Below are 22,876 nucleotides of genomic sequence, written 5' to 3' on the forward strand. Positions count from 1 at the left end.
TTGGCATGAAGTTAGCAAAAGGTCCCTATATCCTGATCGGCCTCATTTTAGGTCTCTTGTTCGGATTCATTGGTGACAACTTCTATTTGTATGTATCAGCAGGTATTCTCGTCGGAGCACTGCTTGAATTGTATGTTGCATACGAACAACGCAAAAAAAATAAAAAATCATGATGGAGGTACCAGCATGACATTCAGTGATCTATTCCTTTCAACGCTCTCGTATATCGGTGTCGCGACCGTACTCCTTGCAATCGGTGTCGTCCTGTTCGAGGTGACGACGAAATCAAAGGAGCTCGAATTAATCCGTAACGGGAAGAAAGCGGCCGTCTACGCCTTCGGTGGACGTATTCTTGGTCTTGCCATCGTCCTCTATTCGAGTATCTCGAACTCCGTCAGCATTCTCGATATGGTGTTATGGGGTGCACTCGCGATCGTCTTACAAATCGTTTTGTTCTATCTCGCGGATTTACTAATCCCACGCTTAAGCATGACGAAAGAGATTGATGCGAATAACGAAGCAGTCGGCTTGCTGCTCCTTTTCTTATCGATTTCGATCGGTTTGATCATTGCAGGATCGCTTACATATTAAGACACACGAAAACAGCCCTGGATCATTAGGATCTAGGGCTGTTTAGATTAAAACTCTATTTCGTAATTCAGTGGGTTATTATATGTACTCTTTACTAAAATATAGTGAAGACATATTCATTTATTTTTCGATACCTTCTTTACGATACACAATGCACATATCCACATATTGATACTGCATTCTGTTCTCTCTTCTTGACATAATCCCTAAATGATTACGATTTTTCTGACACTGTGAGAGAATAGATATAGAGAAGAGAAACTTTATATTAGTAAGACGAGTGGCTTAAAAAGAAGGTAACCAGTGTTCCAAATATGATGTGTAATTCGAATGGTTAATATAAGATACCTAACTAAAATCGCTTATATCCTTCTGAAGTGTACTTTGAAATAAACGATTGAGGTCACGCTATAAAGCATTACTTGGCTCTGTTTCATCCTGTTGGTATCACGATTCCTTCATATCTTCTTTTTGTATTGTCTTCTTGTTGTTCTAATAAACCATAAAGAACACTGACTTCATAAGTAGACATACTTTTTGATTTTATAAATTGAAAAAACTGATATATTGTATAAGCTTCGTTAATCTTCTGTTCTATACTCTTTAAGATATTCATCAGGAGTATATATTTTAATTATGTCTGAATAAGGTACACTTACATTTGATTTCAAATAGCAGTAACACTCTCTTGAACTTGAATAAAAAAAGTCATCTTCAATTTTTGATAATGAGTTTTTTATGACCCATTTCCTTTTTAATAGTTCTAGTTGATAGTGGTCTAAGTATTGTTGATCTTTTTTACTAATATCAAAAGTATAACTTTCAATATTTGATAATGGTGTATGAAATTTAATAACGAAACATTCTTTCTTTTGCTGTATCCAAGCATTACTTAAATCAACTTTTAACAATTTTGATAATTCTATAAAAAATTCAGGTCTTTTTTGTACACCATAATTTAGCACATTATCATAATTAAAGAATGAATTTATCTGATAATCCATGTAGAGTTTACGAATAAATGCATCAACTGGATTTGAAACATCTTCGTATTTTTTGCTTATATCATACACCTTATTGTTGTATGATATTTTTTTATTTGCCACATCAATATAAATTTTTAGATTATCCAAAAACTTTTTAAGTGGTGTATCTTTTTCTAAGACATCTTGTAAATTAAGCAATCCATATCTTTTTAACGAATCAAACTTATCATTTGTGGTTGTAACATGTAGAGAAACTAACACTAGATCAGTTGCTAACAATTTTTCATCACTTATATTAAATGTCTCTAAAAACTCATCTGTATCCCAAGAATCCTTATTTCCAATTATATAACTTAATATATCGCTCTCATTTATATCTAAATACTTTTCGAGAGACGTTTTTGTTTCTATATATCTAGTAAAGTCATAAACTAATTGTTTATTAGTCATAGTTTTTTCCTTTCCAAACTAGTGTGAATATATTATGTAATATCTTTAACTGTTTCTGCAACATTCTTCATTTCATAATATGCTTCGGCTTTCTAATCCCCTTTTTCTGCAGGCAATGTGTTTTATGGTTACCTTCTTATCGAATAGGTAAGAGGCACGTAACAACTTAAAAAGTTTTTACTCATTTAAACGTTTCAACGTATTTTTTCAGAGTTTATCTTTTTGCATTTTTGCACACCATGGACAACTTTTGTATAAAACACTTGAAGGCATTATCGTATTTTATCCATAAAAGTTGCTCCGTATCCAAAGAAGATACTATGAGGAATGGCTCGACGTCCAACAATTACTCGCCGCCACCCGAAAGGATCTATCCTGATGTTAGGATATAAAATTAATAAAACGAAATCGAAATAGATATCCATGATTTGTTGCTAACAATAAGTGTCGATTAAATAAAGAAGTGAAGACGCTTTTCCAAACATTCCATTTGGCGTAATAAGCTTATTCTCTTTTTGATTGCCTATGATTTAAATAGCCCTGGATCATTAAGATTCAGGGCCGGTTAAGTTATCATTTATTTTTCAAGCTCCTCTAGCTCCGTCCGCGAACGTGGGAAACCATTCGCTTGCCACTCCGACCGATAGATCGAATCAAGTTTCGTCAATCCGACCTCATCCGGGTCTTTCGCAGCATCGGGACTCGGATCCTGATCGAGATGCGCTAAATAGTCTCGTAACGCATCGGTCTGTGTGCCCTGTTCCCGCTTCCTGAACAACAGTAGACTCGCACCGGCAATGACACCTGCTCCGAATAAATACCGTTTTTTCAAGCCCATATGGATTCCTTCTTTCTTCCCTTAAACCAATCCACCGCCGTCACGCAGTCGTGGATGCGCGATGCGTTTGACCTTTCCTTCTTCGACCGTCAGGACATGATCGGGCTGTCGCTCGAAGTAACCCGTCTCAAGCACACCCGACCAACTCTTCACTTCTTTTGCAAATACTCGGATGTCCGAGATGGCTGATACATCAACGTCAAGAATCACGTGACCTCCATCTGTAACGAAGGGACGATCGTCTTTCACGCGTAGTGTTGCTGAGATATGCTTATCACGTAACCGTTGTTGCACATACGGTAACGCAAACGGATCCAGTTCGACAGGTAACGGTCCGCTTAAATGATGGACGAACTTCGAGGAATCGGTCAGATAGAGCAATTCCCGACTCATCAGTGCGACGATTTTCTCGCGAAATAGTGCACCGCCACCACCTTTGATTGTTTGGAAGTGTCCGTCAATCTGATCGATCCCATCGATCGTCACATCGATTTCCATTCCCTCTTCCAAGTCGATCAACGGAATGTGTAACTGTTCCGCGAGTCGGACCGTCGCAAGTGACGTTGCCACGCCTTGAATTTGTAGTCCCGCCTGCACAAGTGGACCAAGCGCCTCGATGAACCGTTCCGTCGTCGAACCCGTCCCAAGACCCACTATCATCCCATCTTTCACGTAAGTTAGTGCTGCCTCAGCGACTAATTGTTTCTCCTGTTCATACATCCGCATCCCTCCCTACATTTCTGTTCCCGTTTCGATTCGTCTTCAATCGACGGAGAGAGAGGATTCCGTTAACTTCAGGTACTGCTCAATTGCCTGGACGAGCGATTGCTGGGCTTCCATCCAAAACGCGACAGATGTCGGATCAGCGTCGAGATGACGGTTAACGATCTCATCGATTGTCGCTTGACCGGAATCATGCATGACGGCTTCAAAGACTGTCGAAAATTGACTCGGATCCGCTTGAACCGTCTGATACAGACTATTGCTGAGCAGATAACCGATCGTGTAGGGAATGTTGTAGAATGCAAGATTCGGATTGAATAAGTGACTGATGTACATCCATTTATAGCGCGCCGGTTCAGGCAATACCGGACCATAGGCTAACCGTTCTTCCTCTTGCAGGAGTTCACTTAACCGTTCGGCACTGACCGTCCCTTGCTGACGTTCCGCATAAAACCGTTGCTCGAACCGGAACATGCCGGGAACGATGCTGGCATATTTTAACCCTTCTCGGATCTTGACCTCTAGGAGAGCGAGCACTTCCTCCCGTTCCGTCGTCTCTTTGATGGCAGCATCGAGCACGAGATTCTCCATGAACGTCGAAGCCGTCTCCGCGATGCTCGTTCCTTTGACTTGATTTAAATACGGTTCATCTTGCAGTAAATAATTATGATAGGCATGACCGAATTCATGAGCGAGCGTCGCGACGTCCGGATAACTGTCGCGGTACGTCATAAAGATCCGGCTCTCTTTGGCAATCGGAAAGGCAGCGCAGAATCCCCCCTCCGCTTTTCCGGGACGATTCTCTGCATCGACCCATCCCTCACTAAACACGTTTTCCGCGAAGGCGCCGAGCTGCGGATTCAATCGTTTGAATTGTGTCGTGACGATGGTCTCTGCCATCTCAAACGGAACGTGACGCGCGGAACGATAGGTGTTCGTCTCAAAATCATGCCATTCTCCCGTCACCCGCTCCGCCTGGGCAATCTTGCGAGCGTAATAGGCGTGAAAGAGGTCGCGGTGTTGATCGAGTGCTTCCATCATCGCTGTTAGGCTCGCTTCAGAGATCCGGTTCTGCTCAAGCAACTCAGTCAATGGTTGCTCCCAGTTCCGCATCTTGTAGGATTGCAATCTGAAGCCAGTAATCCGGTTCAGAATCGTCGCAAACAGGTCAGCTTCCTGTGCACACGCGGTGTCAACCGCTGTCGCTGCCGCTAAACGAGCCGAACGGTCAGGTGCGAACATCGCTTCGTGTAGTCCTTGACCGATCGTGACCTGCTTATTATCCAAGTCGACGCGCAATGCCATGAAACGCTGTTTGTAGAGCTGCCCCCAGCCTTGGAACCCTTCCACACCGAGATCCTGCAATAATTGTTCCTGAACCAGTGGTGCACGACGGGACTGGATGTCACGGCGTTCGTTCAAGAAAAAGGCGTATGGTGAACCCGTGACGAGCTCCTCCCACTCTTCTTGTGACAGTGCGGCGATCTTCGTATCGAGTGCTGCTGCCTCACTGCGCACCATCGCTTGCACGATTTCGATCTCTTCGAGCAATGGATGGACTTCTGAGCGCGTGACATCTTCAGCGTACAGACAGTAAATGAAGTCGCTCCATTCCTCGACGTCGCGCGCGACTTGCTGATAACGCTCGACCTGTTTTGCCACATTAGCCGGATGTTTCGTCAACGTGGCTTGTATCGTAGCAATTCCTGCTTTGACGTCATCTATCGTGTAGAGTTTTTCTAACTGCCATCGTGTGTGTTTCATACCTTTCCCCCTATGCGTGATCTATTCGTTCTTTCATTCGTGAGGACACTCGACTTCTCCTGTATTTTCCATCAGACACAAAAAAACTCCTTCAGCCATTGACTGAAGGAGGACATCCTCATAAGACGAAGAAGTAGACACATAGGAAGTGCGCTAGGCTACCCAGTAGTACGAAGATATGGAAGATTTCATGGAATCCAAGATGTTTGAACGATAAGATACGTGGCTTCAGCCCATAAATGATGCCACCAATCGTGTAGAAGATACCACCAAGGAACAATAATCCGATGCCGAGCGGTGATAAGACTTGCGCGAGTGGTGTGATCGCAAATACCATGATCCAGCCCATTCCGATGTAGAGCGTCGTTGATAACCAACGTGGACTGTTGAACCAAACCAATTTAAAGGTGATTCCAGAGACTGCAATCAACATGACGATGCTGAACAAGACCCAACCAGTCGGGCCGTTCAGACTGACGAGGCAAAACGGTGCGTAAGACCCGGCAATCAACAGATAAATCATCGAATGATCCAACCGACGCCAGATCGCGATCGCCCGGTCGCTCGCAAGCACCATATGGTAGGTCGCCGAAACAGCATAGAGCGCCATCATACTGACACCAAAAATAATCGCTGCAACGATCGCAAGTGATGCCCCCCGTTCTAACGATGCCTTAATGACAAGTGCCAGTAACCCGACAAAAGCAAAGACAGCCCCTCCAAGATGCGTTAATCCATTAATCGGTTCTCTCATATAAGCTTTCACTTTCGTTCCTCCCCTGATATGTAGTTTCGAATACTACATGGCGTTATATACGTATTCTATCATATGATGGAGAAGTAGAAAGTCCTATTTTAGCGATTTTGGAGGTTTTTTTATGACACATTCTGATGACACGAGACACGATCGTCAATTACGGCTCGAAGATATTCCGAATATCGATCTCTATATGGATCAAGTCATCCAACTGTTCGAGCGGACATTCGAGGAAACGACGCGAAGTACAGATGAGACGATTTTGACGAAGACAATGATCAACAATTATGCCAAAAAGAAATTATTCTTTCCGGTCACGAATAAAAAATATACGAAGGAGCACTTGATTCTGATCAGCTTGATTTATCAATTGAAAAGTTCGTTTTCGATCAATGATATCAAGACGATTCTCGCGCCCTTGAACGAAGGGATCGAACAGGATCAACTCGATCTTGAAGGGTTTTATCGCAATTACCTCGAACTGACGGAACGAAATACAGCCCGCTTCGTAACGGAACAAGACGCTCTAACCTCCTCGACGACCGACCCACTGGAACAGATCTTAGCGATGGCTCATATGAGTAACTTATACCGGCGCGCAGCAGAACAATTGATTGACACCCAACTGAAAAAATAAGAGAACGCTTTCACTGCGTGATACACTAGAAGAAAAGGCAGAGGAGGAACAGTCATGGAGATCGCGACGACTTTCTTGCGACAGCTGGATCACATCGGACCAGAATTCAGAACCTATCAGGATGGTATTCTCATCGAACTAGCATTCGACCGAACGATCGGAACGGAGCAGGTTTCCGCAAGTGTGTTGCTTGAGACAGCAGATGACTTAAAAATACGCTTGCATACACAAACCACCCAGGCATTATTACTTGCTTCGAAGATTCATGCCTTTGACGCCCACACACCGAGTCGGATTGCTGAGATGATGTCGATTCATGGCTATTTCAAATCGCATCGCTTGTCGCATCCCTTGAATGCCTACTCTACTGCCCTGTTCATCAGTCGTCTTACTCCACAGGACGCGGTACTTGAACGAACGGTACAATTATACACACGCCTCAAAAAACAACATCGGTTCATCGTGTCACCGCTATTGATCTCTTTCGTCTATTTTCACGCTACGACACGCGGTGAGTTAGACGAACTCGCCTCGCGTATCGAAACGGTCTATCAACGACTCAAACGGCGATTCGGTCGCGCTCAACAGACGTATGTCGTCGCCTTGATATTCGCTTTATTGCCTGAAGACGATTGGGATCGCTATATCGCACAAGTGGAGGCATCCCGTAAAATACATCGTAAACACCATGTTCCGCTGTCATTCCACGGCATGCTTGCGTTACTCGGTGACCCAAACGTTCACGCTTCGTCACTCGAACAAATGGCAGAGGCGTTACGCTCTGATTTACATTTTAAATACCGGAAGGACTTAATCTATTTGACGGCAATCCGATTATACTTGAGTCAACAAACGATCCTGCAACAGCTCTTCCCATCTTCGATTCTCCCACCGGACGGCGCCGACGCGATTCCGTTCTTACTCTTCCCTGTTGATTTGACCGACACGTCCCATGCGACAGACGGCGGGATCGACGGAGGATTTGATGGTGGTGGTGACGGCGGTGGCGGTGGCGAGTAATCTTTTACTCCATCAAAAAAAGGCAATCGATATCCAGCATTTCTGCCGGACATCGATTGCCTTTCATTTTAGTTATTCTTTATCTTGCTGGTCTTCATCAGAAGGCTGGACATCGCCATCTTCATCTGAAGCATGGGACAAATCGGGAGCCTCTTCACTTGAAGCTTCTTCACTTGATGTGTCTGCTTCTTGATCTGGATGCTTCGATTCTTTTTCATCCTTCGATTTTTCCGGAACCTCCGCATGGTCCTGCGGATCACGCCCCGCAATCTCATCCTTCGTCATTCGATTACCTGAAGTAATCGGATCCGTTTCTTTATCGTGTTGATCAGCCATTTGGCATCCCCCTTAAAATGTACTTGTTCCACCTTTTAAGGTATTCCCGACTGAAGAACGGTTAAACCTCAGCACGTCCTCGCATGATGTCTTCGACGAGCAGTTGATCGATGGGCTGAGGATGATGGACCTCGTATCCTTGCACATACAATAACTCATCTAACGTTTGAATGTGTTGCAGCTGTGACGGTGTTTCGACTTCCTGAATCACGAGCGCGATGTTCAACGTCGACGTCAAGGAATGGACAGAGCGAATCATCGAGCGCTCCAACTGATTTTGAACGAGTCGACGTGTAAAAATCGGATCGAGTTTGACCGCTTGAACAGGTAAGCGTAACAACGAATTGAGCGACGCATAATGACTGCCGAAATGATCGACGGTCAGACGATAGCCTGCTTGGCGTAACTGTTCCAAGCGTTTGATGGCAAAACGACGACGTGTTTGCAGTACTTCCTCACGAATTTCAAGTATGAGACGCTCATTCGGGAAGTAAGACTCTTCTGTTAGTCGAATTAACTCGGAAAATAGTTGATCCGACTCGAACTGATTTGCCGATAGATTGACGGCGACGGAAATCTTACGACCAAACGTTTCTTCTAACCGGCGTTGATCCAAGATTGCCTGACAGATCGTAAATCGACCAATGTCCGGAAAAATCTCCATCTTCTCAGCAATCGGAATGAAATCCGTCGGACTGACGAAGCCAAGCACTGGGTGGTTCCAGCGCAAAAGTGCTTCAACCGCGACATAATGTTCTTGTTTCGCATCGACGATCCATTGGTAATAAAGTTCGAACTGCCCCCGTTCCAGTGCATGCGACAGCTCTGATTCAAGGACCGATGCAAACGGGTGCTGTTCCGCATGCCGGTTTGGATTGACGAACGAGGTCCGTCGTTTTCCGTCGTGTTTGACTTGTTGCATCAAAGCTTCCGCTGCATAAATCTGCGTCTGACGACTCGCCATGTCACCCGTCAAGAGACTGACACCAGACGATGCCGTCACGTGAATCGGTTCGTCCGCGACACCAACGATTGGTTGCTCGATCGCTTCCGTGACGATGCGGGCATAGTCTATTGCATGCTGTTCGAATTCTTGCTCTTGCTCAAGTTCTGCCAATACGACGAACTCATTACCATCCATCCGTCCGACGACATGATTCGGTAACGGTACATATTTTAAACGACTTGCAATTTCACGCAACACTTCATTCCCTATCCGGTAACCGTGCGTAGCATTGATCGCATGAAAACGGTCGAGGTTCAAGACCATCAAGAAAGCTGGATGAATCGTCACACTCGAAATTAAACGATTCATATAGCGTTCGTTATAGACATCTGTCAAAGCGTCTTTGATGACATACGTTTCAACGTTGATTGATTTACTAATGATGTCAGCGTAATGTTCCACAAGTGCAATATCCTGCTCCTTGAAGTCGAATGGTTGATCGTCGAAGGCGCACAACGTCCCGATCTTCTCATTCTCAGCATTCTTGATTGCCACTCCCATGAAACTTCCGTTCCCCAGTGCTTTCGTGACCGGATGATTAACCGTCAATGGATCGTTGAGCAATTCACTGATTGAAACCTTTCCATCCGTTTCATCGACGACCAGCTTACAGAGAACGTGTTGGAAGACATGGGTCGAGCCTTCTTCGATCAACCGTCGCTCTTGATTGATCGCCTTGACGACAAAGTTGCTGTAGGAGTCGTTCAATGCAAAAAATAACGTGTTGACGCCGATTCGTTCACTCAGTTTTTCAAGAATCTCTTCGACGAGCGGATGCAATGCTTCATAACGAATGTGTGAATTATTCACCGTGTCTTCCTCCTTTCTCAGTCGATTGTCGGTCATACGTCGAGCGGGAGTTGAATGATGAAGGTACTGCCCTCTCCTTCCGTCGATTGGACGGAAATCGCTCCTCCATGGTCAAGCACGATCATCCGACAAATCGCGAGTCCTAAGCCGGTTCCACCGATTTTACGTGTATCCGAGTTATCTGCTCGGTAAAATTTATCAAAGATGTAAGGGAGCGCTTTTTCTGGAATCCCTAGCCCTTCGTCTGATATCTCAATCCGTAGTTGATCCGACTGGTTTGACCCTTTGATCCGGATTGCCCCACCTTCAGGCGAATATTTAATCGCGTTCATGATCAAGTTCGTGAACAGTTGTTTCATCTTTTCACTGCTTGCTGAAATCGTATAGGAGCCTGGATCGAACTGGACGCTGATGCGATGCGCGCGACTCGCGAGATCAAACATCGGTTTCATCTCGAACATCAATTGTTTCACATCAAGCGGTTCTTTTTGCGTCCCATGCGTCGAATCTTCTCCTTTTTGAATTTCCAGGATGTCATTGATCAATTCCGCCAAACGAACGGTTTCGGAATGAATCGTCTGCAAATATCGCTTTTGGCGCTTCGGATCGACTTCTCGTTTCATCAATAATTCCGTGAAGCCCATGATGGAAGAGAGCGGTGTCCGCAACTCGTGCGACACGATCGAGACGAATTCTGCCTGCTTGAGATCAAGTTCCTTATCTTTCGTCACGTCACGTAAGACGAGCATCATACCCCACTCGACGTTTGCGATCGCAATCCGCTCGGCGTAAGCACTGAGTAGTAAGTTTCCTCGAAACGCTGATAGTTCGATCGTTTCTCCCGGAATATCTCCATTCATCAGTTGTCCGATGTAGTCATGGAGTGCGTCTGGCTGATCGACATGTTCAAACAGCGACGTCGCCCGTTCGTAGGCGTGGCGGAATCCTTGCGCCTGATTGACGAGCTTCGGTGGAAACATGTTCAACAAGGCTTGGTTCGCATAGATTTGTTCCCCACTACTCTCGATGTATAGGACAGCTTCCCGAATCGAGTCGAGGAGCTGATACGTCTTGATTTTTTCATGCTCCATCTGATGAAACAGGAGATGGCGCTCAAGCGTCATTCCGAGTTTTCGTGATAGATCAAGTAAGTCCCCGACTTGCTCTAGATTGAACTGAGGAAAAGCATGACGAATATAAAGTAACCCGACGACTTGTCCATTACTTGGAGATTGGACGGGGATCGCCGATTCAAACTGATCGCCAATCGGTAATTGAACCGATTTACGCATGACGAACGCCCGACGTAAGACTGAATATTGATCGAGATCTTTTTCAATCAACTCCATCTCGTCGATGCCTTGCGCGACGAAATGATTCAACTGTTCGCGACGGTACAAGAGGATGGCACCTTCTTTTACATCGAGCAGTTGCAACAAGATCGTCAGGACAGTCTCACAGGCCGCTTCGACATTTTGCGTCGCTAACGCTTCCATGATTTCATTGCGTTGCTTCAATTTCAGTTCGACTTCTCGTAAATTCTGTTGTAATCGATTGATTTCACGTTGATCGAGTGATGTGAGTCGTGCCTCAGCTGATGCCGGAACCGTTCCTTGGCGCAATCGGTAAGGACGGTCCTTCGAGTGGTCGCGTAAGATTCGTTTCAACGTGTATCCTCCTTTCTGAATGCATTCCTGTTACAAATTATAGCATGGTCCCTATTTGATCGACAGTTCGAGTACTGTCTTCCTTATATGCTGGTTTGCACTAATGCACGAAATGCCTCTTCAAAGGCTCGGTCCGCATCGCGCGTCCGTTTTTTCGGACCTTTCGTCCGTCCACCTGCTCGCCGGATTTGTTGTCCGACATGGCGTGTATGAAGCAATAAATCAATATTTTCGTTCGTGAACTGACGACCATTTTGGTCGATCGCGAGTCCTCCTCGTGCTAAGACAAGTGCTGCTAGACCGTAGTCTTGGGTCACGACGAGATCACCACGTTTCATCCGATTGACGATCGCGTAATCAACGGCATCTGGTCCTTGTACGACCGTGATCGTCGTCGCCCCCTCCCGCATCATCTGGTGTGCTGTATCACAAACTAAAAAGACGTCACGTCCCTGTCGGTGTCGAATGACGAGATCGACAACGGGACATCCGTCCGCATCTACGAAAATAGACATCTGCATCCTCCCTTGTTGGTTCCACTATCAGTGTCACAAACCAAAAGATTTCTTGTCAAGTCGCGTTTCCCATTTGACCGTTTCTTCGTTCTTTCGGACAATGGAAAAGAGAGGATGTGTTGAAATGAACGCTGCGACGTTCCAATCTTTTTACCTGTTATTGAAAAAAACGAAACCCCCGGTCGGATTATTATCCGCTGCCGTTTCCGTCTCCGTCATCCAAGCGCTGGCAGCACTCGCCATTCCTTGGTTCTTAAAGACGTTGATTGACGGTTTTACAGTCGATCGACTGACTCCGCAGCTGATCAGCTTGTTCGTGATCGTCTTCGTCGTCCAAGTCGTCGCGAACGCCTTGTCCATCTATTGGTTACAGATCGTCGGTCAACGGATCGTCGCCAATTTGCGGACGCTCTTATGGAAACACCTGTTGACCTTATCGATTCCGTTCTATGATGAAACGAAATCAGGTGAGCTCGTCTCTCGGCTCAATAGTGACGCTACGACACTCCAGCAATTGCTGTCGGAGCAACTCGTCCGCCTGCTGACATCACTCGTCTCGATCATCGGAGCGATCACGATCCTGTTCTTCCTCGACTGGCAGATGACACTCGTCATGGTCATCGCTGTACCCGTGACGCTATTGATCATCATTCCACTCGTGCGGAAGCTTCATAAGATATCCCGTGAGACTCAGAAGGAACTCGCAGGATTATCCGGTTTTTTTGCCGAGATGCTCGGCGAAGTCCGACTCGTCAAATCGCAAGCGACAGAACCCTATGAGTTGGACCGTGGGAAAACTCGCATTGAGAATCTTTATGGCTATGGTGTCAAGGAAGGACGAATTCAAGCCCTCTTGTTGCCAATATTCAACGTCACCTTAACGACGATGTTGATCTTGATCATCGGCTTTGGTGCCTACCGCGTCGCGACGAACCAGATCACGGCGGGTGAACTCGTCGCCTTCTCACTCTATTTGTTCCAAATCATGACGCCGCTCGTGACGATGACTGAATTCATCACGAAGTTGCAGAAAGCACGTGGGGCGACAGAGCGAATCATCGAACTGCTCGACGAGACACCGGAAGCACCTGGAGCGCTTGTTGCGCCGCGTCCGTTTACGGACGTCACGGTCGATCACCTGTCATTCGGATACAATGAGACGCCCATCCTCCAGGATGTCAGCTTTACGTTACCACGCGGCAAGACGACAGCGATCGTTGGTCCGAGTGGATCTGGGAAGACGACATTATTCGCGATACTTGAGCGGTTCTATCAACCGACGTCCGGTCAGATCCGACTCGGAGATCAATCCATCACTGATTTGACGTTATCGTCTTGGCGCCAAGCGATTGGTTATGTCGCCCAAGACTCACCTGTTTTATCGGGAACGATACGCGACAATCTCATCTACGGTCTTGCGGAAGACGTCAGTGAAGACAAAATCCGTGAGGCTGCACGAATGGCGAATGCCGATACGTTCATTGAACGTTTTCCGGAGGGGTATGCAACTGAAATCGGAGAACGGGGTGTCAAGTTGTCCGGTGGTCAACGCCAACGGATTGCAATCGCACGTGCACTCCTCCGTGATCCGGAAATTCTATTGCTGGATGAAGCCACGTCAAGCCTCGATTCCGAGTCAGAGCGGGTCGTTCAGGAAGCACTCGAGCGATTGATGGTCGGACGGACGACGTTCGTCATCGCCCATCGTCTCGCGACAGTTCGTCATGCCGATCAAATCATCGTCCTTGAAGATGGTCGGATTTCCGGCATCGGGACACATGATCGTCTTGTCGTCGACAATCCATTGTATAATAAGCTCGTAACGCAACAATTCATCGGCACGGAACGTGCAAGGGGGAATCACGTATGAAGACAGTCGGTTTCATCGGATTAGGTGTCATGGGACAAGGCATGGTCCGCAATCTGCGCAAGGCAGGTTTTACAGTCAAAGGATATAATCGCACGAAAGAAAAAGGACTCGTCCTTGAAGCAGATGGTGTCGAGATCGTCGATACGATTCAAGACGTCGTCACCGATGTCGACGTCGTCATCTCGATCGTCGGTTATCCGCAAGACGTCGAGCAGATCTACTTCAAAGACGGAATCCTCGATCATGCGGCACCAGGAACGATTCTGATTGACATGACGACATCCAGTCCGGCTCTTGCAGAACGAATCGCGCAGGAAGCGGCAGCACGCGGTCTTCAGGCACTTGACGCACCTGTCACAGGTGGTGACCTCGGCGCGAAGAACGGAACACTCGCCATTCTCGTCGGTGGGGAAGAAGCGGCTTTCGCACAAACGAAGCCCTTATTCGAAGCGATGGGAAAATCGATTTCACTCTTCGGTGGTCCTGGTAAAGGACAATCGGCGAAACTCGCGAACCAAATCGCGATTGCCGGCTCGATGATCGGAACAGCGGAGATGCTGTTGTTTGTCACGCGGTCCGGGATTGACCCGACGCAATTCATCGAGACGATCAAATCTGGTTCTGCCGGTAGCTGGAGTCTTGAGAACTTGATTCCGCGCGTCATCGCTGAAAACTACTCACCTGGTTTCTTCGTCAAACACTTCATCAAGGATATGCGCCTTGCCCTTGAGCGAGGAGCTGAGATGGGCATCGCGACACCTGGTCTCGCACTGACGAAGGATTTATATGAACAACTTGCTGAGCTGGGTCACGCCGATTCCGGTACACAAGCGCTTTATCTGTTGCTCGCCGAACGTTCACGCGCTTCGGTAGAATGAGCAAAACGCCTGTACGCTACGTCCACTGACGTAATGTACAGGCGTTTTTCGTTCATCCCTCGACGGATGATTGACGTGTTGGTCTCAAGCGTTCATAGAAGTGTGCCATCGTCGTATCGAAGTATGGCGTCAAGAAGATGACACCCACAGTACTAAGTAGTGCGAGGATACCCCAGCCGATGAAACTCAAGTAAAGCATGATCAATTCACGCTTATGCCCTTTCATCATCCGACGGCTCTCACCGAGTACTTGCCAAAATGACAATTCAGGCCGGTCGACCAAAATGTACGGGACGAGGCGATACGCTAGATAAAAGTACAATGCCGGTAAAATCAAAAATGATCCGACATAGACCAATACCGTCACGATTGCATACGCAGCAATCGTCCGGAAAGCACGTCGAAACGAAGAAAACCCTTCGAATAACGTTCCGATACTGGCAGACTCCCCGCGTGTGAAGCGTAAGTAAGCAATCGTTCGTCCAACCGTCACCGGAGCAAGGACGATCGTTACGACCATGTTCAGTCCGATGAAACGGACCATGCTGTCGATGTCATCTTGGTCAAAGGACATCCGGCTTGCTGCAAGCGCAAAGATAAGGAAGTAGATGATCGAGATGCTTAGCCCGACCAGCCAGCGTCCTTTTAGTGTACCAAGGGCGTCTTGTTTTAATTGTTTTGTTATCATGTCGTACTCCTTCATTTCCACTATTTCCATCTTTGATTCTAGCGTAGTCCCGTTGAAAAACCTAGTTATCCCACTCTGCTTTTCAAGCGCGTCACGGAATCGTCGAAAATCCGTCACGAAGACATACAAAAAAATCCATTTCTCTCATCTCATCAGATTCGAAAAATGGATTCGTGCGGTATAAGATTAGCCAAGAAGTCGCGTCAATGCTTCAACACGTTCTTTTTGAATGATACCGTCTTGTAAGACCGCGGATCCCACATGCAGTTCCGATGCCTTCGTCGCTTTGAGAAGCGTTTCCGCATTCTCAAGCGTGATTCCGGACCCTGGTAAGATGATCAAGTCTGGATGTTCCTCGATCAAGCGCGCGATTGTCTCTTTTCCTTCTACCGCCGTCGCTTGACCACCTGACGTCAAGATTCGGTCGACTTCCGGAAAATCAGCGAGTACTTCTGCCGCTTCGAAAATATCACGACTACTGTCGATCGCCCGGTGGAACGTCAGTGACAGTTCCCCTTTATGTTTGATGATTCGACCAAGGAAGCCTTCGTCGACACGACCATCTGCGGTCAATGAGCCGACGACGATCCCGGCAGCACCGAGTTCACGGATCAAGTCGATATCCGTGATGATCGCCTCTTCGTCTGATTTCGAATAGACGAACGACTTACTATGTGGTCGCACGAGGACGTGAACTGGAATCTCGACCGTCGAGACGACTTGACGAATCAGTCCATAGCTCGGCGTCAATCCCCCTTCGGATAATGCGGAAACGAGCTCGATCCGGTCCGCTCCGGCTTGTTCTGCTGCGACCGCTTCTTCTACGGTCGATGCGATGATTTCTAACATGATGCATCCCTCCCGCATCAGTGTATCATGAGACGACCATCCAGTTCACGCGTTCGTTGAACAGTTTCATCTCCCACGATGGTGGATAGGAGGCTGGACTGAGAACGATCTTCGCACGGCGGAACTCCGCCACCTTATATTTACGATTGCCCTGGAATTCATCATTCGCCAAAAAGGCATAGACGTCCTTCGTACAGCTGATGACGGCTTTTTGAATCAGCGAGGATTCAATATCATCGCTGACGAAGCCACGCTCGATTTCAGCACCGTCAAACGATAGAAAACAGGCATCAAAAGCGTAAGCATCGAGCGCCTGCAAGACTTCAACTCCTACCGTCTGCCCGTAGGCATCGACTGTCCCACCGAGTAATCGAATTTCACCTTTGAACGGTCCCGTCTTACGGCACTGCTCCAAGTGACTAGCGACCATCAGTGAGTTCGTAACGATCGTTGCGTTCCCCGTTAAATACGGCAACAGATGCTCGACCGGCTCACCTCGACCAAGAAAGATACAGGAATAATCGCTAAGCCATCCTTTCGCATAACGCGCTAAACGGCGAGATAACTGATCCGTCCGACGTGAGATCGGTGTCTCTCGTTTTCCTCCTTGATAGATGGCGCCGCCATAGACGCGCTTCAACTGCCGTTCCCGCTCGAGCTCCTCTAAGTAGCGTCGTACCGTTTCTCCCGAGACATCGAGACGTTCGATCAAATCCTTCGTCATGACTTTCCCTTCCTCTTCCAGCCATTCCATGATGCGTGATTTCCGCTCTTCTCCTAACAACGACACGTGCGCTTCCCCCTTCACAGACAAGTTCTAGTTCTAGTGTATCGAACGTCTGTAAAGGTCTTGTAAATCCGATGTAAATAAACGTGTAGTTCCTATGAAATGTCGTTGAATTCGTCCGTTATCCGACTTTTTCCACAAACAAAAGACGCATCCGCATCTCAATGAACGAGATGTAGATGCGTCTTAATGACTCATTCAGACGATTTCTTTGCAAAGAGTGGAATCTTAGACTCTGTTCCTTGGCGAATCCGTTGGATGTTCTCACGGTGCTTGAAGATGACGAACAAGGCAAGAACCGTAAAGAACGTCGGAACGATCCAGTCGTTCGTCAAGACTCCAATCGTGATGGAGACAACGATTCCAACACTTGCCGCCACGATTGAACTGAGCGACACCATCCGGCTCAGACGAAGTGTCGTCAAAAAGGAGACGAGCAGGAAGATGAATAGAACAGGGCTCGTCACGAGCAACATCCCTCCGGACGTCGCAACTGCCTTTCCGCCTTTGAACTTCGCGAAGATCGGATAGATATGACCGATGACAGCTGCTAGTCCAGCAAACAACGGATGTATGTCTGCTCCCATCAAAATGGGAACGAGGCTTGCGACGGCTCCTTTTCCGAAATCACCGATCAAGACGATGATTCCCGCCTTTTTTCCCAAGACACGGAACGTATTCGTCGTTCCGAGATTCCCGCTACCATGTTGGCGAATATCCATCCCGTGTCCCCACTTCCCGACGAGAAGTGCGAACGGTATCGAACCAAGCAGATAGCCAAGAACTAAAATCCCTATGATTTCAATCATAGTCAACCTCCAACCTCTTAGTGACCGACTTTCATATATTCCTCAAGAGTCTGTCCGTTATTTTTAATTTGTGTCGCGGCATCGACACCGACATAACGAATGTGCCATGGCTCATACGTATAGCCTGTCCGTGATTGGAAGCCACGATCGTAGCGCACGATGAAACCATATTTAGCTGCGTTATTCGCAATCCATTTTCCTTCTTTCGTATCACCAAGGGCAGCCGTCAACCCGTTACCAACGCTTGGTGCCGAAATATCAAAAGCAAGACCTGTTTGGTGTTCACTGTTACCAGGGCGCGCTGAATATTGATCAGCAGCTGCCTTGCCATCACGTGCGACATAATTATTATACAATACTTTTTGACGTTCGCCTGAACGGAATCCACTAACTGCGTTCAATGTCACGCCTTCTTTTTTAGCAGCGGCAAACATCTTCTCCATCTGTTTCGCAGCTGGCGCCCGCATGTAGCTCTGCTCAAGTACACCTGAGTATGAGAAGCTGACGTCTGGGACGACGAGATCCGATGGTTTGTAGTCGATTGGCAAGCTGTATTTCTTATTGACGACGACGAGATTACCAAGTGATAGATCTGCTTTGGCATCTGCTGATTTATCGACGTCTGGTGTCTCATCTTCTGGTTTCGACGGTTTCTCTTGTTCTGGATCCTGAGATGAACTATCCGGTTTATCCGTCGATTCGTCTTTTTTGTCCTCTGTTTTGTTCTCTGAAGCTGGTGTATCGTCTTTTTGTTCTTCTTCTTTTTTCGTCTCATCTGAAGATTCTTGATCTTCTTGCGTTGCCGCATCAGACGAATTGTCTTCTTGTTTTGCTTCTTCTGACGTATCGTCTTTTGCTGTTTCGTCTGTTTTGTTTGTTTCTTCTTTGTTCGTGTCTTTTGCTGTGTCTTCTTTTTTCGTTTCGTCGTTTGATTGTTTTGTCTCATCTGATTTCTGTTCCGTTTTCGTTGTATCATCCGCTTGTTGATCCCCAGGATTACATCCTGCAAGGAGAAGCGCTAACGTACTGACGGTTACGATTTTTTTCATGAGTAAGACCCCTCTTCTTTTTATGCTTCTCTATGTTACCGCTAATCGTTCCATCCGTCGAGTCTACTTCCGACAGATGGAGTAAGTCCCTACCTTACTTCAGCTTCTTTATTTTCGCAAATGATCCTGACTTTGTCATCGGTCGTTAGTACCAAGTGCTAATTTTTACTGTTCAGACTGAAAAAAGAAAAAAAGCGGAATCGATTCAAAAATCGATCCCGCTTTTGATGTATCTCTTCACGCTTCCGTTAAGAGTGCTGCGTCCGTCTCGCTCATCTTCTCATAAATTTCGTGCCAGTTCGGGAACACCTTCGGCAAGCGAATCGGTCGGAAGTTTTCCTTCTTGACGACGACATGTGTCGTCTTCGCAGATACCGCAAGCTTCCCGTCCGGATGTTTGACCGTATAGCCATAAATCGTCCGTAGTCCATCGTAATGATCAATCCAGACTGTGACGACCGCTGTATCACCGTACGTCAACGAGCGTTTGTAATCGAGATTGACATTCGTGACCGGGGAGACATACCCCGCATCTTCCATTTCCTTATAGTCAAGACCTAAGGACTGGATCAATTCCGTCCGTGCGAGTTCCAAATAGACGAGATAATTCGAATGATAGACGATGCCCATCATGTCCGTCTCGGCGTAGCGGACAGGTATTTCAATCGTGTGCATGTAGCTTCCCCCTTAAAAATCCTCTTTTTCAAGATAGGACCATTCTGAACCGGATAAGCTAACTTTGTCAATTAATCGCATCGACTGCTTCGCGATCGCCTGTTCGACGATCGTGATCGCCGCCCGTGCGTTTCCGTTTGGAACGACATCAATCTTCTCGGTAAGCGTCAATCGTGCGTCCTCCGTCAGCTCGTATCCGAACCGCGCTGCGTATCCTTCAATGATTTGAATCAACTCGTCTGGCGAGTAATTCGGGAAGTGGAATGACCGTTTGAAGCGTGATTTCAATCCTGGGTTACTCGCAAGCAAAGCGTTCATCTGTTGCTCGTAACCCGCAAGGACGACGACGAGATTATCTTGATGTTTCGTCATCTCATCCACGAGCGTATCAATCGCTTCCTTCCCGAAGTCGTTCGCTCCACCGTTTAACGCATACGCTTCATCGATGAATAAGACACCACCCAGCGCATCGCGAATTGCGTCTCGCGTCTTTTGCGCCGTTTGTCCGACGTAACCAGAGACAAGATCCGCCCGGCTGACGACTTTCAAGTGTCCCCGTTTTAAATAACCGCATTGTCGTAAGACATCGGCATAGAGCTGCGCGACGGTCGTCTTTCCGGTTCCGCTATTGCCGCTAAAGACCGCATGTAGTTCGACCGGTAAGACTTTATAACCAGCTTCCCGGCGACGTTTTTGCATCGACAACAGAGCTTCAATCTGTTTGAGTTCATCTTTAAGATCAGACAATCCGACGAGCGAAGCGATCCGCTCCTCAACGGTTGCATCCGGTTCTTGCACCATCTCGAAGTCTTCTTGTTCAAGTAAGGCAAAGTCTTCGTGACTGGCACTCTCTCCAAGGCTTGATCCCTTCTTGAAGATCGCATCAAGCACGATATTACGGACGGCGCGTCCATTTCCGAAACTGGCGTCAACCCGTTCTCGTTCCAGACGACCGAGCAACGCCCGCTCTGCTTGTTCCGTCAAGACGTAATCGTTCGCAGTCGCGATCGACCGTCCGATGGCGAGCAGCTCCTGATCCGTATAGTCGGCGAGTAGATAATGATTTGATTCCGGGAAACGGCTCCGGAGTCCAGGATTCGCCTTCAGGAAATCACGCATCTCTTCTGGGTATCCAGCAAGCACGACCGCAAATCGCCCTGCATATTCCCCACTCGTCATCGCTGCGACGAGCGTATCAATCGCGGCCTGACCATAATCGTTCCCACTTTGTCCGGCACGTTTTAAGGCATAGGCTTCATCGATGAAGAGCACCCCTCCGACGGCTTCGCGGACTTTACTCATGACCTGTTCTTCCGTCTGACCGACGAACGCACCGACGAGTGACGAACGATCCGTCTCGACGACTTCCGGTCGTTCGAGAAGTCCGAGCTCGTGATAGATCTTTGCCATCAGACGGGCAAGGGTTGTTTTCCCGGTTCCGGGATTACCCATGAAGATCATGTGTAGCGATGGTTGATCGCTTGAACGGTAGCCATCTTCCGATCGCTTCTGTTGATACTTCAAGAAGCGATACATATGATGGACCCGTTGTTTGATGTCTTCGAGACCAATCATCGCGTCAAGTTCCTCGAGTGCTGAGCGTTCGACTTGTTTGCTTTCGACAGGGAGCAAAGCGACGACACGTTTGAGATCCTGGATCGTCGTCGCTTTCAGTTCCGTCATCTCGCGAAACGCTTCCCGGGAATAGAAACGCTCTTGTAGGCTGTCGACGAATGTCTGCGCTGTCTGTTCAAGCGTGGCACTCGAACGTAGTAATGCCGTTCCAGCCTCGAACAGTTCTGTCCAGCGTCCGGCATCCAACCGACGCAGTCGTTCCGTCAGTTCGACGATTTGTTCCGTCTCCTCGACGATTTGGCTTGCCTGGAGAATCAGTTCCTTCGTCGCTGATCGTTTGGCGTTCGCATTGTCCGTCTCGCGAATCGTCGGAAACGTATGCGCAACAAGGCGCTGATACGTACTTTGTAATTGTTGTTCCGTCAACAACTGCTCAAGACGGGCTGGCAAACGACCATGCTGACGGATTTCTTGCATCCAGCTCTCAGCTAAGGCGTCCAGTCGTCCCGTCATGATATAGCGATGTTCGACGAGTAACGCCAAGATGCGGACGAGTGCTTCCGTCTCTCCAAGCAAGCGGCTACTTTGAGCATAACGTAGCGCAAGCACCTCCTCGACCTTCGCGCCCTCTTCCCACACTTTGATTTGATTGAACATCTCCTCTTTCGAGAATGCTTCCATGTTGAACCTCCTGCGTCTCGAAAAAACCGACTTTGTCCGCTACCGTTTCGTAGCGTCATCGCCGGCCGTTTCTTGTTTATTTTGCTTTTAACCAATCCGGATCGAACGAATCGATCGTTTCAAAACTCTTCATCTTGACAGAGTAGAACAATTTACCGTTATTGCGTGACTCCGCACCGAGTACTTTCGAACGGTCGGAAGCGACATAATACGTTGCTTGTTCTTGGTTGTTTTCTTTATCGAAGATCGATGGATATTGTTTGATCCATTCTTCTGGTACCGTGCTGGACGGTTCTTTTTTCACGTACACGTCCGCTGCCATTCCGGCGATGTCCGCTTCTCCCTCGACTTGTCCAAAGTCACCTTTGTTGATGAAAGCGAGGATCTGTTCGTTGAAGCCACGTGAGAGGAATGGGCGCGGCGCACTGACACTTTTGCCGGCTTTCGTCTCATTGACTAACTTCCCTGTCGCATCATACTCACGGAACATCGTCCCGTTCCAGATCGCAAGCGATCCTTTTGACGGACCGTCTACGACTTCTGTCCGGAAATGACCTTTGTCATTAAAGACGACTTCATACGTGCGTGATTCAAGTTCATCTTTTTTCGTCGCGAGCTTCTTCTCAACATATTGGATGCGTGTCATCGTATAAAACGGTTTGACCGTCGCGGCTTTTTCATCGCTTGCGGTCTGCGTCTTGTTCAAGAGATAAAAATTGTAGGCAAGGAGGATCGCCATTGCCACGATTGCTACTGCAATCCACGTGCTCGTTCGTTTCGTCATGCCATGTACACCTTCCTAGCTCAAGTCTCTATTCCTTATCATCGTATCGGTTTTATAAGGAGAATACAAAGGGTTTGTCCGAGATTTCACGATTTCTGACTAAATTCGTCAGACTTTTGAACAAATCTGAA

23 protein-coding genes are annotated in these 22,876 nt (G+C 47.4%); 6 read left to right on the forward strand and 17 right to left on the reverse strand.

What is annotated here, in order from left to right; all coding sequences use genetic code 11:
• Positions 1-5: 5 nt before the first annotated feature.
• Together KNQ06_RS08990 and KNQ06_RS08995 are read left to right on the forward strand one after the other, a co-directional pair.
• The gene (locus KNQ06_RS08990) at positions 6-173 is read left to right on the forward strand and encodes a hypothetical protein (RefSeq protein ID WP_023467823.1); all 168 of its coding nucleotides are present in this window, start codon (positions 6-8) and stop codon (positions 171-173) included.
• A gap of 13 nt (positions 174-186) precedes the next feature.
• Positions 187-591 carry a DUF350 domain-containing protein gene (locus tag KNQ06_RS08995; RefSeq protein WP_023467822.1) on the forward strand — a complete coding sequence of 135 codons (405 nt, stop codon included), beginning with the start codon at positions 187-189 and terminating at the stop codon, positions 589-591.
• 581 nt (positions 592-1,172) lie between these two features.
• Here KNQ06_RS08995 and KNQ06_RS09000 read toward each other — a convergent pair.
• The 5 genes from KNQ06_RS09000 to trhA form a co-directional block, all read right to left on the reverse strand.
• Positions 1,173-2,027: a hypothetical protein gene (locus KNQ06_RS09000; protein ID WP_215148039.1), complete on the reverse strand. Its 855-nt coding sequence runs from the start codon at positions 2,025-2,027 to the stop codon at positions 1,173-1,175.
• A 577-nt stretch (positions 2,028-2,604) separates the two neighbouring features.
• The gene (locus KNQ06_RS09005) at positions 2,605-2,865 is read right to left on the reverse strand and encodes a hypothetical protein (RefSeq protein WP_064300174.1); all 261 of its coding nucleotides are present in this window, start codon (positions 2,863-2,865) and stop codon (positions 2,605-2,607) included.
• A gap of 21 nt (positions 2,866-2,886) precedes the next feature.
• Positions 2,887-3,585, reverse strand: a complete 699-nt coding sequence (gene rpiA, locus KNQ06_RS09010) for a ribose-5-phosphate isomerase RpiA (protein WP_215148041.1) — start codon at positions 3,583-3,585, stop codon at positions 2,887-2,889.
• A 42-nt stretch (positions 3,586-3,627) separates the two neighbouring features.
• Positions 3,628-5,352 (reverse strand): M3 family oligoendopeptidase, encoded by a 1,725-nt coding sequence (locus KNQ06_RS09015; protein ID WP_215148043.1) that lies wholly within the window; start codon positions 5,350-5,352, stop codon positions 3,628-3,630.
• 118 nt (positions 5,353-5,470) lie between these two features.
• Positions 5,471-6,118 (reverse strand): PAQR family membrane homeostasis protein TrhA, encoded by a 648-nt coding sequence (trhA, locus tag KNQ06_RS09020; RefSeq protein ID WP_023467814.1) that lies wholly within the window; start codon positions 6,116-6,118, stop codon positions 5,471-5,473.
• 112 nt (positions 6,119-6,230) lie between these two features.
• Here trhA and KNQ06_RS09025 point away from each other — a divergent pair, with 112 nt between their 5' ends.
• Together KNQ06_RS09025 and KNQ06_RS09030 are read left to right on the forward strand one after the other, a co-directional pair.
• Positions 6,231-6,746 (forward strand): DUF1836 domain-containing protein, encoded by a 516-nt coding sequence (locus KNQ06_RS09025; RefSeq protein WP_215148045.1) that lies wholly within the window; start codon positions 6,231-6,233, stop codon positions 6,744-6,746.
• Between the two features lie 54 nt (positions 6,747-6,800).
• Positions 6,801-7,766, forward strand: a complete 966-nt coding sequence (locus tag KNQ06_RS09030; protein ID WP_215148047.1) for a DUF4003 family protein — start codon at positions 6,801-6,803, stop codon at positions 7,764-7,766.
• 72 nt (positions 7,767-7,838) lie between these two features.
• On the opposite strand, the gene KNQ06_RS09035 is transcribed toward KNQ06_RS09030, so the two are convergent.
• The 4 genes from KNQ06_RS09035 to KNQ06_RS09050 all read right to left on the reverse strand — a co-directional run bounded on the left by KNQ06_RS09035 (position 7,839) and on the right by KNQ06_RS09050 (position 12,100).
• Positions 7,839-8,102: a hypothetical protein gene (locus tag KNQ06_RS09035; RefSeq protein WP_215148049.1), complete on the reverse strand. Its 264-nt coding sequence runs from the start codon at positions 8,100-8,102 to the stop codon at positions 7,839-7,841.
• Positions 8,103-8,163: 61 nt separating this feature from the next.
• Complete coding sequence (locus KNQ06_RS09040; RefSeq protein ID WP_231681778.1) at positions 8,164-9,918, reverse strand: EAL domain-containing protein; 1,755 nt, start codon at positions 9,916-9,918, stop codon at positions 8,164-8,166.
• A 32-nt stretch (positions 9,919-9,950) separates the two neighbouring features.
• A complete protein-coding gene (locus tag KNQ06_RS09045; RefSeq protein WP_251133504.1) occupies positions 9,951-11,585 on the reverse strand; it encodes an ATP-binding protein in 1,635 nt (544 codons plus the stop codon).
• A gap of 83 nt (positions 11,586-11,668) precedes the next feature.
• On the reverse strand, positions 11,669-12,100 hold the full coding sequence (locus tag KNQ06_RS09050) for a YaiI/YqxD family protein (protein WP_215148051.1): 432 nt from the start codon (positions 12,098-12,100) through the stop codon (positions 11,669-11,671).
• Positions 12,101-12,224: 124 nt separating this feature from the next.
• Between KNQ06_RS09050 and KNQ06_RS09055 the strand changes: the two genes are divergently transcribed.
• Complete coding sequence (locus KNQ06_RS09055; protein ID WP_215148053.1) at positions 12,225-13,970, forward strand: ABC transporter ATP-binding protein; 1,746 nt, start codon at positions 12,225-12,227, stop codon at positions 13,968-13,970.
• On the forward strand, positions 13,967-14,848 hold the full coding sequence (locus tag KNQ06_RS09060; RefSeq protein WP_215148055.1) for an NAD(P)-dependent oxidoreductase: 882 nt from the start codon (positions 13,967-13,969) through the stop codon (positions 14,846-14,848). The genes KNQ06_RS09055 and KNQ06_RS09060 overlap by 4 nt, the downstream gene beginning before the upstream one ends.
• Positions 14,849-14,900: 52 nt before the next feature.
• Here KNQ06_RS09060 and KNQ06_RS09065 read toward each other — a convergent pair whose 3' ends face one another.
• From KNQ06_RS09065 to KNQ06_RS09100, 8 genes are all read right to left on the reverse strand, one after another.
• Complete coding sequence (locus tag KNQ06_RS09065) at positions 14,901-15,536, reverse strand: DUF975 family protein (protein WP_149427063.1); 636 nt, start codon at positions 15,534-15,536, stop codon at positions 14,901-14,903.
• Positions 15,537-15,722: 186 nt separating this feature from the next.
• Entirely contained in the window at positions 15,723-16,385 is a 663-nt protein-coding gene (locus KNQ06_RS09070; protein WP_215148057.1) for a copper homeostasis protein CutC, read from the reverse strand.
• 25 nt (positions 16,386-16,410) lie between these two features.
• Positions 16,411-17,175, reverse strand: a complete 765-nt coding sequence (locus KNQ06_RS09075; RefSeq protein WP_023467804.1) for a DeoR/GlpR family DNA-binding transcription regulator — start codon at positions 17,173-17,175, stop codon at positions 16,411-16,413.
• A 191-nt stretch (positions 17,176-17,366) separates the two neighbouring features.
• Positions 17,367-17,981: a glycerol-3-phosphate 1-O-acyltransferase PlsY gene (gene plsY, locus KNQ06_RS09080; RefSeq protein ID WP_149427061.1), complete on the reverse strand. Its 615-nt coding sequence runs from the start codon at positions 17,979-17,981 to the stop codon at positions 17,367-17,369.
• A gap of 17 nt (positions 17,982-17,998) precedes the next feature.
• Positions 17,999-19,030 (reverse strand): M15 family metallopeptidase, encoded by a 1,032-nt coding sequence (locus KNQ06_RS09085; RefSeq protein ID WP_149427060.1) that lies wholly within the window; start codon positions 19,028-19,030, stop codon positions 17,999-18,001.
• A gap of 237 nt (positions 19,031-19,267) precedes the next feature.
• A complete protein-coding gene (locus tag KNQ06_RS09090; protein WP_023467801.1) occupies positions 19,268-19,705 on the reverse strand; it encodes an acyl-CoA thioesterase in 438 nt (145 codons plus the stop codon).
• 12 nt (positions 19,706-19,717) lie between these two features.
• Positions 19,718-21,961: an AAA family ATPase gene (locus KNQ06_RS09095; RefSeq protein WP_215148058.1), complete on the reverse strand. Its 2,244-nt coding sequence runs from the start codon at positions 21,959-21,961 to the stop codon at positions 19,718-19,720.
• A gap of 76 nt (positions 21,962-22,037) precedes the next feature.
• Positions 22,038-22,745: a hypothetical protein gene (locus KNQ06_RS09100; RefSeq protein ID WP_214724596.1), complete on the reverse strand. Its 708-nt coding sequence runs from the start codon at positions 22,743-22,745 to the stop codon at positions 22,038-22,040.
• Between the last annotated feature and the right edge of the window lie 131 nt (positions 22,746-22,876).

Source organism: Exiguobacterium sp. s91, assembly GCF_018618915.1.
Classification (GTDB): Bacteria; Bacillota; Bacilli; order Exiguobacteriales; family Exiguobacteriaceae; genus Exiguobacterium_A; species Exiguobacterium_A abrahamii.

Excerpts from the sequence above, each read along its gene's own strand:
- KNQ06_RS08990 (WP_023467823.1), top strand. The coding sequence starts at position 6 with ATGAAGTTAGCAAAAGGTCCCTATATCCTGATCGGCCTCATTTTAGGT.
- KNQ06_RS09100 (WP_214724596.1), bottom strand. The coding sequence starts at position 22,745 with ATGACGAAACGAACGAGCACGTGGATTGCAGTAGCAATCGTGGCAATG.
- KNQ06_RS09060 (WP_215148055.1), top strand. The coding sequence starts at position 13,967 with ATGAAGACAGTCGGTTTCATCGGATTAGGTGTCATGGGACAAGGCATG.
- KNQ06_RS09005 (WP_064300174.1), bottom strand. The coding sequence starts at position 2,865 with ATGGGCTTGAAAAAACGGTATTTATTCGGAGCAGGTGTCATTGCCGGT.
- KNQ06_RS09065 (WP_149427063.1), bottom strand. The coding sequence starts at position 15,536 with ATGATAACAAAACAATTAAAACAAGACGCCCTTGGTACACTAAAAGGA.
- rpiA (WP_215148041.1), bottom strand. The coding sequence starts at position 3,585 with ATGTATGAACAGGAGAAACAATTAGTCGCTGAGGCAGCACTAACTTAC.
- KNQ06_RS09095 (WP_215148058.1), bottom strand. The coding sequence starts at position 21,961 with ATGGAAGCATTCTCGAAAGAGGAGATGTTCAATCAAATCAAAGTGTGG.
- KNQ06_RS08995 (WP_023467822.1), top strand. The coding sequence starts at position 187 with ATGACATTCAGTGATCTATTCCTTTCAACGCTCTCGTATATCGGTGTC.
- KNQ06_RS09085 (WP_149427060.1), bottom strand. The coding sequence starts at position 19,030 with ATGAAAAAAATCGTAACCGTCAGTACGTTAGCGCTTCTCCTTGCAGGA.
- KNQ06_RS09035 (WP_215148049.1), bottom strand. The coding sequence starts at position 8,102 with ATGGCTGATCAACACGATAAAGAAACGGATCCGATTACTTCAGGTAAT.
- KNQ06_RS09015 (WP_215148043.1), bottom strand. The coding sequence starts at position 5,352 with ATGAAACACACACGATGGCAGTTAGAAAAACTCTACACGATAGATGAC.
- KNQ06_RS09050 (WP_215148051.1), bottom strand. The coding sequence starts at position 12,100 with ATGTCTATTTTCGTAGATGCGGACGGATGTCCCGTTGTCGATCTCGTC.
- KNQ06_RS09090 (WP_023467801.1), bottom strand. The coding sequence starts at position 19,705 with ATGCACACGATTGAAATACCTGTCCGCTACGCCGAGACGGACATGATG.
- KNQ06_RS09000 (WP_215148039.1), bottom strand. The coding sequence starts at position 2,027 with ATGACTAATAAACAATTAGTTTATGACTTTACTAGATATATAGAAACA.
- KNQ06_RS09055 (WP_215148053.1), top strand. The coding sequence starts at position 12,225 with ATGAACGCTGCGACGTTCCAATCTTTTTACCTGTTATTGAAAAAAACG.
- plsY (WP_149427061.1), bottom strand. The coding sequence starts at position 17,981 with ATGATTGAAATCATAGGGATTTTAGTTCTTGGCTATCTGCTTGGTTCG.
- KNQ06_RS09070 (WP_215148057.1), bottom strand. The coding sequence starts at position 16,385 with ATGTTAGAAATCATCGCATCGACCGTAGAAGAAGCGGTCGCAGCAGAA.
- KNQ06_RS09030 (WP_215148047.1), top strand. The coding sequence starts at position 6,801 with ATGGAGATCGCGACGACTTTCTTGCGACAGCTGGATCACATCGGACCA.
- KNQ06_RS09025 (WP_215148045.1), top strand. The coding sequence starts at position 6,231 with ATGACACATTCTGATGACACGAGACACGATCGTCAATTACGGCTCGAA.